Genomic DNA, 15067 nt, shown 5'->3' with positions numbered 1-15067 from the left:
GTATGTCAATAAATCTATAAGATTATAAGATTAAAAATAAGGACCATACACATTTAATTGTACGTTTTGAACAATGAAAAATCAAGGTATCTGACAGTATCTATATCAAACATTTTAATCAGCGTAGATTAATTATAGTTGATATGTAGTAGGAAGCGTCATTTAATAATCAAAGAATACAAAATTGATTTGAAAATATCATTTTTAGTATGGTTTCATTAATGCAGCTGCCGTAGATTGGACTGAATATATAAAATAGCCTTCAAAATTCAAAGCTATTCGCTTAAGAAGTTTGAAGGCTTTTGAGTTACAACGTCCATATCAAATTGCTTGCGTATCGTCACAACCAATACATATATACAACATTACCTCTAAATCCACATGACATGGATTAATTGTATCGTTTATTCATCAAATAAAGTTTGAGCTGACTCTTGTTCACTTTCTTCAACATCACCATCAAAAATACCTAATTTTTCACGGAGTTTACGGTCAATTTCATTTTCTAAGTCAGGATGTTCTTTTAAGAATAACTTCACGTTTTCTTTACCTTGACCCATGCGTTCACCATTATAAGAATACCAAGCTCCAGACTTGTCTACAATATCATGTTGTACTCCAAGGTCAATCAGTTCACCTTGTCGAGAAATACCTTGACCATACATGATATCGACTTCAGCTACTTTAAATGGTGGTGCAACTTTATTTTTAACCACTTTGATTTTCGTACGGTTACCGACAATGTCTTGACCTTGTTTTAATTGTTCTGCACGACGTACTTCTAAACGAACAGAACTATAGAATTTTAATGCCCGACCACCTGGTGTTGTTTCGGGGTTACCAAACATAACCCCCACTTTCTCACGAATTTGGTTAATAAAAATGGCAGTCGTATTTGATTTAGAAATTGCTGCCGATAATTTACGTAGTGCTTGAGACATTAGACGTGCTTGTAAACCGACATGCGTATCGCCCATCTCACCTTCAATTTCAGCTTTCGGTGTTAACGCAGCAACTGAGTCTACGATAATAATGTCGACCGCGCCACTACGAACGAACGCCTCAGCAATTTCAAGGCCTTGCTCACCATGGTCCGGTTGCGATAAATATAAGTTATCAATATCTACGCCTAAAGCTTGTGCATAAACAGGATCAAGCGCATGTTCTGCGTCAATAAATGCAGCCACGCCACCATTTTTTTGTACTTCTGCAATGGCATGTAGGGCTACGGTAGTTTTACCTGAGCTTTCAGGTCCATAAACTTCTATAATACGGCCTTTAGGATAGCCACCCACACCTAATGCATGATCTAATGTTACAGAACCACTAGAAACACTAGAAACACGACGATCTTTATTTTCGCCAAGTTTCATAACGGCACCTTTCCCAAAAGATTTTTCCATATTTTTAATTACTGTATCGAGTGCTTTTTGACGTTCATTATCCAATTTAGGACCCCCTATTGAGTATAGTTTCCTTGAGTAGTTATTTATACTATACATGCTTAAAAAGAAAAACTCAAGCAATTTGCGAATATTTGTTCGCCACTTTTTAAACATAAATTCTAACAAAAGCGAACATTTGTACTGTATCATTTATAATTTAACATATGAGTTCACTTTTCTATATGATTAAGCCACTGTATCATAATATAATTTGAAGTTCTTTCAAATAATTTTAATTGTTGTTCAGATACGACCACTTCAACCACTTCTATAGTATTACCTGTTAAAAATCCAATATAAACCATACCATTCTCAAATAATACACTTACAGCATCCTGAACATCATACAACGCTTGTACAAAACATGCAGATTCAAATAATTGTGTATAAATATCAGCCGTGGATGTAACGAATTGTGCTTGATGTAACATATACCCTTTTAATAAATCACGTTGATCAGAGGGTTTCAACTTTACATTTAGAGCACCTTCAGTCACACCATCATAAATTGCTACAGCGTGTTCTAACTTATGCATGAGACGTGCTGCTAATGTCGTTTCATTAGATCCATAATAAAATTGACCAAGACGGTCTATGATCTCTTTTTTAACAGGTGCAATGCGCGCTTGGCATTGATGTTGATTAACGTCATTTGCAGTTAACCTGATAGTGACTTCATGTGAACCCGCTAATGGTGCAATCGTTGGATTAGATTGTGAAGTGATTAAATCCATTAATTCTGTTTCTACTCTAGATTCTCCAATGCCCGCAAATCGTAACACTTCTGAATAGATTGTATTTTCAGTGTCATTAAAGTATGGCATCATATAGCGGTTGACCATTGGTTGGAGTTCCTTAGGTGGCCCAGGTAGCAATACAATCTTTTGCTGTTCTTTTTCGACAAGCATACCTGGTGCCATGCCAACATCATTTTTTAATACTTGTGCGCCTTTAATAATTAATGCTTGTTGACGATTATTTGGTGTCATGACTTGGCGTTGTGCTTCAAAATAGGACGTAATCGCATCTAAAGCTTCTGTATCAATCTCTAAGTCTTTCTCTAACACTTCAGCTACCGTTTGTTTCGTTAAATCATCTTTTGTTGGTCCTAATCCACCTGTTAAAATAATGCCTTCATAAGCGTTCAAAGTACGTTCTAAGACTGATTTCAAACGTTGTGCATTATCCCCGACGACAATGTGTTCTAACACATCATGACCCGCTTCATTTAATACACGTGATAAATATTGCGCATTCGTATTCGCTATTTGACCAAGTAATAATTCAGAACCAACGCCAATAATACATATTTTCATATAATTCATCCTCAACTTTCTTGTATAAAAAGAAACCTCCAATGTAGATTGATTTCACATCGTGCATAAAACACGAATCATACATTAGAGGGGTTCATTTTATTGTTTATCTTGTAAAAACACATCTTTACCTTTATAGAAGTATTCAATACCAGATAATACCGTAAAGAATACCCCAATATAAAGTAGAATTTGACCAAGGGAAATACCTATCCATTGGCTAAAGGGGTCACCTAGTAATAAAAATACTAAAGCAACCATTGTCACAGCTGTTTTGATTTTACCGAGTTGACCTGCAGCACTTACAAAACCTTGTTCAATTTGTAACAAACGTAAACCTGTAACCGCAAATTCACGTGCGATAATGATAACTGCCACAACAGAATTCGTTAACCCTAACTGAACGAGAACGATTAATGCTGCTGACACAAGCAGTTTATCTGCTAAAGGGTCTAAAAATTTCCCCATATTTGTAACCAGTTGCCATTTGCGTGCTAGATAGCCATCCACCCAGTCACTCACTGAAGCAAATATAAAAATAAAACCACTGATTAAAAATTCCACACGTACAGGCATACCGCCTAAAAATGAAACCTGTCCCATGCCAAAGTCAATCAGCGCAAATAACATAAAGACAGGAATTAAGATTACTCGAAGTAACGTAATCTGATTGGGTAAGTTCATCTGTATATCCTCTTTTCATATTACTCATTCATTTTTGTGTTTATTATAGCATAAGGGTTAGCAGTACCCAAAGTACACCTGTTAAAAATACAATTGCCCCTATAAATGTAATGAGCCATTTTGATTCGTGAGTCATTGATTTTAATTGAAACTGTTCTGGGTGCTCACGTAGTTGTACTAGGGTCTCCTTCGCTCGATAATGAGAGGCAGGTAATTCATCTTCATGTTCAGAAATTAGCAAATGCCCATCCATATTAACAGCTTGTGCGTATTTCTGGATAAAACCTTTCGCATACTTAGGATATTGTAGTGACTCGAAATCATTTTTTTCGATGTGAATTAACGTTTGTCGTTTAATATGCGTACGTTTCTCTAACTCTGCTAAAGTTAATCCCATTCTTTCCCGTCTACCTTGTAGCACTTCGCCTATCTGTTTCACCTATGTTCCTCCTTAAAACGGTTTGAAACCATCACCAAAGCCATTTCCGAAACCGTCGCCAAAGCCATCACCAAAATCGCCAAATTCATCTCCGAAATTTAAGTTATTTTTACTTTTAACCGTTTTCTTTTTCATTTCATCATATTCGATTTTCTGATCTTCTTCGGCTCTCAATTCAATAATGTAGTCAAAATCATCCATAACATAGTCGCTTGCTTCAACAAATAAATCGGGGTGTTCCACGACTTTCACTGAAGGCAAAGTCATTACTTCTTTAACAAGCTCTTGATGTTTTTGATTCGTTTCTCGAGCTGTAACGGCACCATCAATAATGTAAACATGATCTTTATCATACTCTCCCTTAATAAGCGAACTTCTAACCGTTTGCTTAATTAAAGTAGAGCTAATAAAAAGCCATTTTTTATGAGCTGATACGCTACCTGCTACAATGGATTCTGTTTTACCAACACGTGGCATACCACGTATACCAATTAATTTATGACCTTCTTCTTTAAATAATTCAGCCATAAAGTCAACTAGTAAACCTAAATCATAACGTTCAAAGCGAAAAATTTTCTTATCATATTTATCTTGTTTAATATAGCGACCATGACGCACAGCAAGACGGTCTTTAAGTTCAGGCTCTCTAAGTACACGTAACGAAATATCATCAATTTCTTGAAGTAAAGTTTCAAAGCGTTTCACTTTTTCTTCACTGTCAGATTTAATTATGAAAGCGCGACGGGAATTATCAATACCATTGATCGTACCAATGTTAATACCCATCATCCCTAATAAACTTGAAACATCACCTAATAGCCCTTCACGGTTGATATTAATTTCATATTCTAAATACCATTCTTTTTTTTCCTTCATTGTAGTCATTATAATACACCCCTATCCCTATGCATGACGTATTAGTAGTATTATATCAGACTAACGGTACCATCCACCATTAATCCGTTGAACAGTTCCAGTAACACTTTTAGCATAAGGAGAAATGAGGTAGCGACATGCATGTGCAACTTCTTCTACATGAACAAGGCGTTGTTGTGGAATCGTGTCGAGCACAGCACGTATATCTGCTTCATCCAGTTCATTTGTCATTCTACCTTCTACAATTCCAGGAGCTATTGCATTAACCGTTAAAGGCGTGAGCGCGACTTCTTCACTCAAAGCTTTGACAAAACCAATTTGTGCTGCTTTCATCGTTGAATAAATCGTTTCAAAACTTGCACCCGTTTCTCCCCAGATTGAAGAAATAACGATAATACGGCCATTAGGACTTTGTATTAATTGATTCAAAAAATATTGGGATATTTTAATAAAATGATATACATGAACACGATACATATCATCAATGTCTTTATCAGTCATATCTTGTAACATGCCGTATAAACTATGACCGCTAACATATATCAATACGTCCACATTTGAGATATGCTCAAACTGTTTGTTGCATTCCAGCTGTTGCGTTAAATCTATTTGAAGAAATTGAACAGGTGCATCTTTAAATGTATCTTGCAAATCTGTTAATGCTGTCCGATGGTAGGTTAAAATGACCTCAAACCCATCATCTAATAGATTTTCTACAATCGCTTGACCGATTGAGCCGGATCCACCAACAACGAGTGCTTTCATCTTCACTTCATCTCCAAACGACTGTCAACACATTCATTTAAATTCAGCCTTTGTTTAACCGTTTCATTCATCGACTCAAGAGTAATATCATCCATTATATCTAATATTTCGAACAAACTGACACCATCAAAATAATATTTTGTATATTGATTAGCAATATATTCTGGGGCGTTTAAACTTGATACATATTCGCCAATGAATTGTTTTTTTAAGAGGTCAAAGCCTTCTTGATCAGTAACTTGACCATAATTTATATGCAACGTATCAAGTAACAATTGCTTTAATTGATCAGGTTCATTAGTTGCGGACGTTATAAGAGAGAAACTATAGGTAGGTTCAATAACAGTTTGATAACTAAACGTTTCATCAATCAGTGCATCGTCTAATAGCTGTTGATAAAATGCTGTTTCTTCACCATAAATCAATTCAAAAAAGAATGACATTTCAATATCTTCTTTCACGCGTTGAATGTCGGACACATCATATAAATTATTTTTAAATCCAAGCATTAACCTTGGAGATTGTAATGCCATTGCCTCTGAAACGTGAGGTTGCACTATATGGGGCGACTCTATTAAAGGATCTCGTTCAATTTCCGGTTGTGCTTCAATTTGACGCGTTGCCTCATGTTTTTCAACGATGTGCAATATGGCTTCCGGATTAACGTCACCCACAATAAATAACACCATATTAGAAGGATGATAGAACGTATGATAACAACGATATAAATCATCTTTAGTAATGTGATAAATACTTTCTACACTACCTGCAATATCTACACTAACTGGATGACTGTGGTACATTGAGCGTAACGTGTTAAACATTAATTTGTATCCTGGTTGTTCTTGATACATTTTGATTTCTTCTGCAATAATGCCTTTTTCCTTTTCAACCGTTGCCTCAGTAAAATAAGGAGATTCTACCATTTTGAGCAAACGTAATATATTATCTTCAATGTGATTTGTTGCACTAAACAGATAACTTGTACGGTCAAACGTTGTAAAAGCATTCACTTGGGCATCATGTTCAGCAAAATCTGTAAAAACATCACCATCTTCTTTTTCAAACAATTTATGTTCTAAAAAGTGTGCCACACCGTCTGGTACTGTAATAAAAGCATCTTGATTATGGGGCTTAAATCGGAAATCAAGTGAACCAAACGCAGTTGTATAGGTAACGAATGTTTTTTGGAAACCTTGCTTTGGAATAATAAAAACATGTAAGCCATTGGATAACTTTTCACTGTAAACTGTTTCATCAATTTGTTCATAATGCGTCTTTTGCATGCGTCTCACCTGCTTTCGTCATCGTATAAATCGTATCAAGCTGCGCATCTTGACATAATTGTTGTATATCTTCTCGACTGACACCTTCTATTTTATGGATAAATGACGTCTCATCTTCAACTTTTGATAACAGTAATTGATTATGTAATACTTCAATAATATGCTTTGGTCTATCTTTAGCTTCTTTACGATGTGATAAAATAATTTTCTTCGCTAATTCAAGTTTTTCATCTGAAAACTCACCTTGTTTAAATCGATTGAATGCCGCTATAATAGTTTTCTTAGCTTCGTCTACATCATTAATCGAAACACCACTGGTCACGTATAACAGTCCGTTTTTACCATCAATTTGAGAATGGATAGAATAAGCTAAACTCTTTTGCTCACGTACTTCATTAAATAAAACTGAAGAAGGATCTCCCCCAAACATCGTATTAAAAACAGTAAACGCATAGTAATTGGGTTGACCAAATTCAGTTGGAAATCGAAAACCAAAATTAAGCTTGGCTTGGTCCACTTCATCATACTCAACAACATCATTTATCATTTTATGTGAAGGTATTTCATGTGTAATTGATGAAAAGTTTGTGGTTTTTGGTGTGATTTTAAAGGTTTGTGCGATATTCGCTTTTGTTGCCGCTTCGTCTACATTTCCAACTACATAGATGTCACAGCTATCTTCTTCTAACATCTTACAATATGTATGATAAAGTGATTCTGGTGTAATTTTATCAATATGTGCTTTGTCACCTGCAGCCATATAACGATATGGGTGATCACCAAACATATGTTTCAACAAATTCAAATAAGCTATTTGTGATTTGTTATCCTCAATGGCTGTTAATTTTTTCTTAAGTAACATCTTTTCTTGTTTTAAAAATCCTGCGTTAAATTTATTATTTTCAACAAGTGGATGATATAATACTTCCTTCAATAACTCGATCCCTTTTTGAAATAATGGCGTGGCATCTTTTAAATAACGTTCATTTACAATTTCTAACGTTAATGTTAAAACATGGCGATCTTTATATTTTGAAACATAGCTATTCACATATGCCCCATATAATGAAGATAAATGTTGATTAAATGTTCTATCGGTCGGCCACTGTTTCGTTGCACGAATTAACATTTTACTTAGCAATGAGCGCTCCGTCATCGTATGAATATCTAAAGGCGCCATAAATTTAAATGTAATCATCGTCGTTTTAAATTTATCTGTTTTATGAATATGTATATGGTTGAAAGCTGATAAATGTGGTTCGTTCAAATAATCTCCTCCTTGATAGTATTTAATATATTATAGACGTTTTCGAATCGTACGAAACTTAACAAGGCTACTTTTAAAATAATTTAAAGAATATAAGATGGGCATGTCATCTTCTGTATAATGAACTTGCTTTAATAACATTAGACCATCATGTGGGTCAGATTCTAATGCATCTGAAATATATGGCTCATAACTAATTGCTTGAATTTCTGTTTCAGCATAGGCAATTTCTTTTTCAGTAACTTGTTCAATCGCTTTTAAAATTGACGTTTGTTGATGGTGTTGGCCGTAATAATCTAAAACATTAGCTGCAACTTTATCTAAACAATAAACGACTGGATGATTATCCGCAGTACGAATGCGCTCAATAACTGTAATCGTTTCATTAGGTTCGACATTCATCACACGGCTATCATGTAACGATGCCGGTTCTTCATCCAAACTTAAAAATACGGTACCATGCGCGTATCCTTTATCAGAAATCATGCGACTAATACTCATTAATTCATCTAATGGATAAAAGAAGGGTTGCGGTATATTCACACGCGCACCTTCTTCAAAATTTTCAGTGACAATTTGTTCAGTAATGAGTTCATGGATTGCCACAGTGACATGTTCTGTACTTACTTCACATGTTTTTGCCAAGTTAAACACACTTGGCAGTGATTCGCCAGGTTTTAAAGCTTCGGTTTCAATTTGATTTAATATCCATGTTTTAACTTTATTTACCTCTGGTGTTACAGACATAATTACACCTCTCCATCATTTAAATCCACTAATATTTGTCTCGGTTTGCTTCCTTTTTGAGGACCAATGACCTGATTTCTTTCTAAATCATCCATAATACGCGACGCACGATTATAGCCGATTCTAAATTGACGTTGTAATAGTGATGTACTTGCTTTTTGTTGTTCTAACACAAATAGATAAGCCTCATTGTATAAAGGATCATCACTCTCAGCTTCACTTTGATCAACAACGTCACTCGGCTCCATTTCTTTAACATAATTAGCCGATTGTTGGGCAACGACGTAATCTACAATTTTTTGAACTTCACTGTCGCTTAAAAATGCACCTTGCACACGTGTTCTCACAGAACCGCCATTTTGGATGAACAGCATGTCACCTTTACCTAACAGTTTTTCAGCCCCACCACTGTCGATAATCGTACGTGAATCCATTTGAGAACTTACCGCAAAAGCAATACGTGACGGAATATTATTTTTAATTAACCCCGTAATGACATCTACAGATGGTCGTTGTGTCGCAATGATTAAATGAATACCTGCCGCACGTGCCATTTGTGTAATACGTGTAATCGCTGTTTCAACGTCCTTACCTGCAACCATCATTAAATCAGCCAATTCATCAACAATCACGACGATATAAGGAAGTAATGGTTCTTTTTCACCAAGTTCTTTATTCTTTCTCGTAATAAATGCATTAAAGCCTTCAATATTACGTGTTCCTGAATGCTGGAATAAATCGTAACGACGTTCCATTTCGCCCACTACTTTTTCAAGCGCTTGAGCTGCTTTATGCGGATTCGTTACAACTGGAGTTAATAAATGTGGAATTCCATTGTATACATTTAATTCTACCATTTTTGGGTCAATCATCATAAGTTTTACTTCATGAGGCTTTGCATTTAATAAAATGCTCGTAATAATGCCATTGATACATACTGATTTACCACTACCTGTTGAGCCGGCAACAAGTAAATGTGGCATTTTATTTAATTCAGCTGTCATCGGCTCGCCGGAAATATCACGCCCAAGTGCAACTTCTAGTTTGTTTTGCGCAGGAAATTTTTCTTGAAGGACTTCTTTTAGAGATACGAGCGCAATATTATCATTAGGCACTTCAATCCCTACAGCAGATTTACCAGGTATTGGCGCCTCAATACGAATATCTTTTGCAGCAAGTGCAAGTGCAATATCGCTATGAAGATTTACGATTCGGCTGACTTTAACGCCTTGTGCCGGCTGTACTTCATATTGTGTAACGGCTGGGCCTATTCTAATTTGCGTCACTCTAGCATTCACACCAAAGTTTTTTAAGGTTGTTTCTAATAATTTACCCTTTTGTTGTACTTCTGATTTACTCGTTGCCTGTTGTTTTTTAGGTTCATCTAATAGACTTAAAGGCGGGAGCTCATAAGATTGATTTTCAACTTCTCCTGCTTCTGAAATTGTTCCTTCAGCCTCAATCGCTTGAGTAGGTTCTGCTTTGTTAATACTTGCCTTAGGTTTATCATGCTCAAGTCGTTTTGATGTCGGCGGTGTGGGTGAGGTTACCGCATCATTTGACGCTGTAGTTGTCTGTTCATCTTGGTGCCCAAAAATGGGTATGGTAGGCACATCTTGATTAGTTGAGTTATCCTCATCATATACCTCTTGAAAGTCTGAGACATCTTTAGGTTCTTGTTGCTCGCGTTTACGTTCAAGCTTTTGTTGACGCTCTTCACGACGTTTTAATTTATACTGATGATATTTATCGTACGATTTCTCAGCATGTGTTTTAGAATTTTCTATCCATAATTTCGTCACATCGCGATGTCGTTTTTTCAACAATAGAATCATACTTGAAGTAAATAAAATAAGCGTTAATAGTACAACACCAATGATTGAAATTAATGGCGTCAGTATATTTACAAAATGATAACCGATGAGGCCACCACCAAAATTTGGGAATGTCATATGCTCATATTGTTGATATACAAATGACAGAACGGGTTCACGTTTACCTTTAGCGCCATTTGTTGCTTGATAATATAACTGCGCTATAAATAATAAACTAATTTGAAGTAAAATCGACCCTGTTAGCCGTCTAGATTTAGGGAGTTTTCCATTATAAGCAAGAAAACCAATGGCTAATAGTAATAATATATACGTAAGATAACGTGTTAATCCGAATATATAGTTAAAAAAACTATCAATGGCAATACCTACGATACCTAATTGAAATAGACCGAGCATTATGACAATGACAAAAACGATCGCTACTACAAAACGTAATGACGTATCTTTTTGTTTCTTTTTAGATGTACGTTTTCTACGTGTAGATGTAGACGATTTACGCTTTTTCGTTTGTGCCATGTTAATTCACCTTCTTTTAAATTTAAATCTAGAGTTATATGGTTATGTATCATATCTTTTAAGTCACATTAAAAAAGAATGTGGTTTAAGTTACACTTGCATAATATGTAAAAAAACGAATCCTCCCTTTAAAACGACGTTCTTTCAAAGAGAGGGATTCGATTGAGTTCATACGTTACTAATCTTTAGATCTCACACATTAAATTTCTGAGATGACTGGAATGATCATTGGTCGACGACGGGTACTCTCAAACAATAATTTGCTAATTTGATCACGCATATTTTGTTTAATTTCTGACCATTCAATATGTTTCGACTGTAATCCTTCTTCAACAATTTCACGTACTTTTTCTTCTGCTTCTTTAAGTAACGCTTCACTTTCGCGTACATAAACAAAACCACGTGATTGAATTTCTGGACCAGCCGCAATGCGTTTATTTTTAGGATCTAAAGTTACAACTGCTATAAAAATACCATCTTGCGCAAGTAGATGTCTGTCACGTAACACGATATTACCGACATCACCAACACCAATACCGTCAATTAAAACATTTCCGGCATGGACTTTTTCATTTAATGTCATATCTTTACCATCAAAGTTAATCACATCTCCAGCTTCAACGAGAAATATTTTTTCTGGTTTTACGCCTGATTCACTTGCAAGTTTGGCATGTGCAATTTGCATTTTGAATTCACCTTGAATTGGAATGAAATATTCAGGTTTCATCATATTCAACATCATTTTAAGTTCTTCCATACAACCATGACTGGATGCATGTATTTTTTTATTATTCGGAATGATTTCTGCGCCTGCACGTACCAATTCGTTCAATGTATCACCAATGATAACTTCCATATTAGCTGAAGCTGTCATCGCTAAAAATACAGAGTCACCTGGCTCAATATTCATAATTTTATGTTTTTGACGTGCCATTTGATTCAAGGCTTCAACAGGCTCGCCTTGCATACCAGTAGCAATGATTATAATTTCATTTTTAGGGTAATTTTCAATTTCATTTATTGGAATTAATAAATCTTTAGGAATATCGAAATAGCCCATTTTACGTGCGATATTAAATGAACTTTCAAGCGAGCGACCTAAAAATGATACTTTACGATTGAGTCGCGCTGCAATATTCAATACTTGTTGAATACGAATAAAATTCGAAGCAAAACATGATACGACTAAGCGACCTTTAACTTTTGTGAATGCATCATACATGTGAGACTCAATCACATTTTCTGGTGTATTATACCCAGGTTTTTCCGCTTCATTTGAATCACTGAGAAGTGCAAAAACACCATTTTGACCGATTTCAGCCATCTTTTGAATATCCGGTGCATAATGACCTTGTAAACTTTGATCAAATTTAAATTCGCCTGTATATACAATGGCACCGTATGACGTATGAATACAGACACCTAAACTATCTGGAATACTATGCGTCGTGTTAAAGAATGTCACATTGACTCCTTTAAAGCGCATTACAGAATCATGATTAACCACATAATATCTTATTTTTTTGTCTATATTACGTGCTTTCATGTTTTCTTTAACAAGGCCAATGGTTAATTTAGAGCCATAAACTGGCGCATCGACTTGTTCAAGAACATAAGTCACTGCTCCAATCGCATGTTCATGTCCATGTGTTAAGAAAATCCCTTTCAGTTTATGTTTATTTTCTATCACATACTGAATATCTGGAATAACAATATCGATACCTAACATCTCATCTTCAGGAAACATGAGTCCAGCATCAAGCATAAACATTTCATCGTCTACTTCTATAATATACATATTTTTCGCAATTTCACCCACGCCACCAAGCGGGATGATGCGAATATTTTTATTCTTCTTCTTTACTAAATTCAAAATGTTACCTCCTATTAAATATAGCCCGTCCATCATACATTCATATTTTATTATAGTTGATATGAAAGCGTCTGTACACTATTAAAACACGTGGTTCATTTGATGCGTTTTAAGTTTGTCTCTAAATATACTATTTATGAATAGATATAGGTATGTATCATCAATAATGCATTATTTTTTTCTACTATAAAATGAAGTGACTTTTAATTTTTAGCTATGTGCTTAACGCACTATGTATTTACTGCATTATACCATTTTTAGCCCTCTTTAAGTTTTAAATGAACTATCGTCATTTATATACAAATTTTTAACCTCTTATACGTCAACACATTTTATGCATCTAGCACTCTATCCATTACCATTACATAAATATATTTAATACAAAATTGGGTGGAACTTAGCACGTCTCTTAATTAAAAATAAGCCAACAAAATTCAATAATACATGAACTTTATTGGCTGTTATCTATATTAATACATTTAATTTTGGTGATGGAACATTTAATCAATTATGATTTGAGTCACAGTTCCTTAAAACATTATTATTTATTTTACTTTGACATATTCAATGTTTTTATCTTTATCTTTAGGTATTTGAATTGGTGAAGTTGTTTCAAACATAACTGAACCTTGTGGTGCAAGTGTCTGAGGTAACTCACGAACTGGTTTTGGACTAATACTGTTAAAGCCTGGTTCACCTTTGAAACCATGTAAGCCAGTGGCTTCTTTTTTCTCTAACGCCACTCTAAAGTTTGTCATAAATTCACCCAATGACATTTTAGAATCGACATGTTTATGAATTGCATTTTCTAATGCTTCACTCGTATCTGCTGGATCTTGTAAAATTTCTTTAAAGATTTTATCGCCATTATCACTTTGTGCACTCAAGTATTGTGAAAAGAGATAAGATAAAGCGTAGTTAGAAAGTACATCACCGCGATGGTTCCATTTAATTAATGAATGACCATTTGCAATCGATGTCGAATTGTTATAGTATTCAATTCTGTGATCTAAAGGTTTTTGTAAATACATATGCTCACTTGCCATCGCAAATGCTTCGTCTAACCAGACATCCATACCATCTTCTTTTTGTTCTTTAAGTAATTTTTGGTTCGCATTTACCATATGTTGATATTCATGAGCAAGCGTTGAATACACTTTCTTTTCATTTAAATTATTTTTATCTGTACCCATAGATGGATATGTATCCATATAGAAGACTTCTGCTTTATTTGAATGTGGTACATCATACAGATCTCTTGGGTGGAAGTAACCACCAGTGTATGAACCTGTTGTCTCAAAATCATCTTTAATGTCATAAACTAAAATGTTAACTTTACCGTCGTGATCAACGTCTGAAGGTTCACCAAATTTTTCTTTAACCAATGGATCAATTTTATTATCAAACTCTTCCCCTATGTTTTTCGCTTGTTTGTCTGTAATATAATTATCGGCTACCCATACATTTGTATTTTTACCGTTATATTTCAGTTTAGCAGCGGTACGTTCATTGGCATTTGTTCTCATGTTTACCGTTGTGAATGAGCGAACATCATTTAATTTTGAATTTGATAATGACTGTTCAGATTTTCGTGTACGTTCAGTAATCGGTGTCTTTTCTTTCGGTGCTTTAAACACTTTATCTTCTTGGAAAGATTGTAAACTTTTAGGCTTCATAGAATCAATGGTACTTTGCTTAAAATTATTTTGCTTTAAAGTTCCAATCGATGACTCTTGAGCATTTTTATTAATATCCTCGTTATTGATGATGTAAGTGTGTGCATCTGCAAAAGATCCTAAAGTAAATGTTGCAAGTAAAGAACTTGTAACAAGTGACGTAACCAATTTCTTTTTGTTTATCATGATGCTTCCTCCTTAAATCTTTATTAACATAAAGTTAGCATTTAATTAAAATTGAATCAATGCTTAAATTATCAAATAAATTATTGATATTTTAACATCATAATATTAAATGTAGATTCATCATTTTCATCATTGCTGTGTTAAGATGCCTCAAAA

General features: G+C 34.7%; 12 protein-coding genes. All 12 read right to left on the bottom strand.

All coding sequences use genetic code 11. The annotated features are described in order from the left end of the window. Positions 1-404 precede the first annotated feature (404 nt). Positions 405-1448 carry a recombinase RecA gene (gene recA / locus CD172_RS10580; protein ID WP_060550930.1) on the bottom strand — a complete coding sequence of 348 codons (1044 nt, stop codon included), beginning with the start codon at positions 1446-1448 and terminating at the stop codon, positions 405-407. A gap of 167 nt (positions 1449-1615) precedes the next feature. Beyond that, the gene (locus CD172_RS10575; protein ID WP_103346328.1) at positions 1616-2761 is read right to left on the bottom strand and encodes a CinA family nicotinamide mononucleotide deamidase-related protein; all 1146 of its coding nucleotides are present in this window, start codon (positions 2759-2761) and stop codon (positions 1616-1618) included. Positions 2762-2860: 99 nt separating this feature from the next. After that, entirely contained in the window at positions 2861-3445 is a 585-nt protein-coding gene (gene pgsA, locus CD172_RS10570; RefSeq protein WP_037564617.1) for a CDP-diacylglycerol--glycerol-3-phosphate 3-phosphatidyltransferase, read from the bottom strand. Positions 3446-3488: 43 nt separating this feature from the next. Beyond that, positions 3489-3884 carry a helix-turn-helix domain-containing protein gene (locus CD172_RS10565; RefSeq protein ID WP_060550928.1) on the bottom strand — a complete coding sequence of 132 codons (396 nt, stop codon included), beginning with the start codon at positions 3882-3884 and terminating at the stop codon, positions 3489-3491. Positions 3885-3896: 12 nt separating this feature from the next. After that, complete coding sequence (locus CD172_RS10560) at positions 3897-4769, bottom strand: DUF3388 domain-containing protein (RefSeq protein WP_103346327.1); 873 nt, start codon at positions 4767-4769, stop codon at positions 3897-3899. A 51-nt stretch (positions 4770-4820) separates the two neighbouring features. After that, on the bottom strand, positions 4821-5525 hold the full coding sequence (gene ymfI, locus CD172_RS10555; protein ID WP_103346326.1) for an elongation factor P 5-aminopentanone reductase: 705 nt from the start codon (positions 5523-5525) through the stop codon (positions 4821-4823). A 2-nt stretch (positions 5526-5527) separates the two neighbouring features. Next, positions 5528-6811: an EF-P 5-aminopentanol modification-associated protein YfmH gene (gene yfmH, locus CD172_RS10550; protein ID WP_103346325.1), complete on the bottom strand. Its 1284-nt coding sequence runs from the start codon at positions 6809-6811 to the stop codon at positions 5528-5530. After that, positions 6792-8078 (bottom strand): EF-P 5-aminopentanol modification-associated protein YfmF, encoded by a 1287-nt coding sequence (yfmF, locus tag CD172_RS10545; RefSeq protein ID WP_234022034.1) that lies wholly within the window; start codon positions 8076-8078, stop codon positions 6792-6794. The genes yfmH and yfmF overlap by 20 nt, the downstream gene beginning before the upstream one ends. 30 nt (positions 8079-8108) lie before the next feature. Further along, positions 8109-8825, bottom strand: coding sequence for a GntR family transcriptional regulator (locus CD172_RS10540; RefSeq protein WP_103346324.1), 717 nt, complete (start codon positions 8823-8825; stop codon positions 8109-8111). 2 nt (positions 8826-8827) lie between these two features. Next, complete coding sequence (locus CD172_RS10535; protein WP_103346323.1) at positions 8828-11176, bottom strand: FtsK/SpoIIIE family DNA translocase; 2349 nt, start codon at positions 11174-11176, stop codon at positions 8828-8830. 199 nt (positions 11177-11375) lie between these two features. Next, complete coding sequence (rnjB, locus tag CD172_RS10530; RefSeq protein WP_037564634.1) at positions 11376-13049, bottom strand: ribonuclease J2; 1674 nt, start codon at positions 13047-13049, stop codon at positions 11376-11378. A 545-nt stretch (positions 13050-13594) separates the two neighbouring features. Then, positions 13595-14911 carry a M30 family zinc metallopeptidase gene (locus CD172_RS10520; RefSeq protein ID WP_103346321.1) on the bottom strand — a complete coding sequence of 439 codons (1317 nt, stop codon included), beginning with the start codon at positions 14909-14911 and terminating at the stop codon, positions 13595-13597. Positions 14912-15067: the final 156 nt, after the last annotated feature.

This window comes from Staphylococcus agnetis (assembly GCF_002901865.1).
In the GTDB taxonomy this organism is placed as follows: Bacteria; Bacillota; Bacilli; order Staphylococcales; family Staphylococcaceae; genus Staphylococcus; species Staphylococcus agnetis.
The sequence above is the reverse complement of the archived record's forward strand: the minus strand, read 5'-3'. Positions and strand labels throughout refer to the sequence as shown.

Coding starts and splice junctions, on each gene's coding strand:
- CD172_RS10575 (WP_103346328.1), bottom strand. CDS start 2,761: ATGAAAATATGTATTATTGGCGTTGGTTCTGAATTATTACTTGGTCAA.
- pgsA (WP_037564617.1), bottom strand. CDS start 3,445: ATGAACTTACCCAATCAGATTACGTTACTTCGAGTAATCTTAATTCCT.
- CD172_RS10560 (WP_103346327.1), bottom strand. CDS start 4,769: ATGACTACAATGAAGGAAAAAAAAGAATGGTATTTAGAATATGAAATT.
- ymfI (WP_103346326.1), bottom strand. CDS start 5,525: ATGAAAGCACTCGTTGTTGGTGGATCCGGCTCAATCGGTCAAGCGATT.
- yfmH (WP_103346325.1), bottom strand. CDS start 6,811: ATGCAAAAGACGCATTATGAACAAATTGATGAAACAGTTTACAGTGAA.
- CD172_RS10540 (WP_103346324.1), bottom strand. CDS start 8,825: ATGTCTGTAACACCAGAGGTAAATAAAGTTAAAACATGGATATTAAAT.
- CD172_RS10535 (WP_103346323.1), bottom strand. CDS start 11,176: ATGGCACAAACGAAAAAGCGTAAATCGTCTACATCTACACGTAGAAAA.
- CD172_RS10520 (WP_103346321.1), bottom strand. CDS start 14,911: ATGATAAACAAAAAGAAATTGGTTACGTCACTTGTTACAAGTTCTTTA.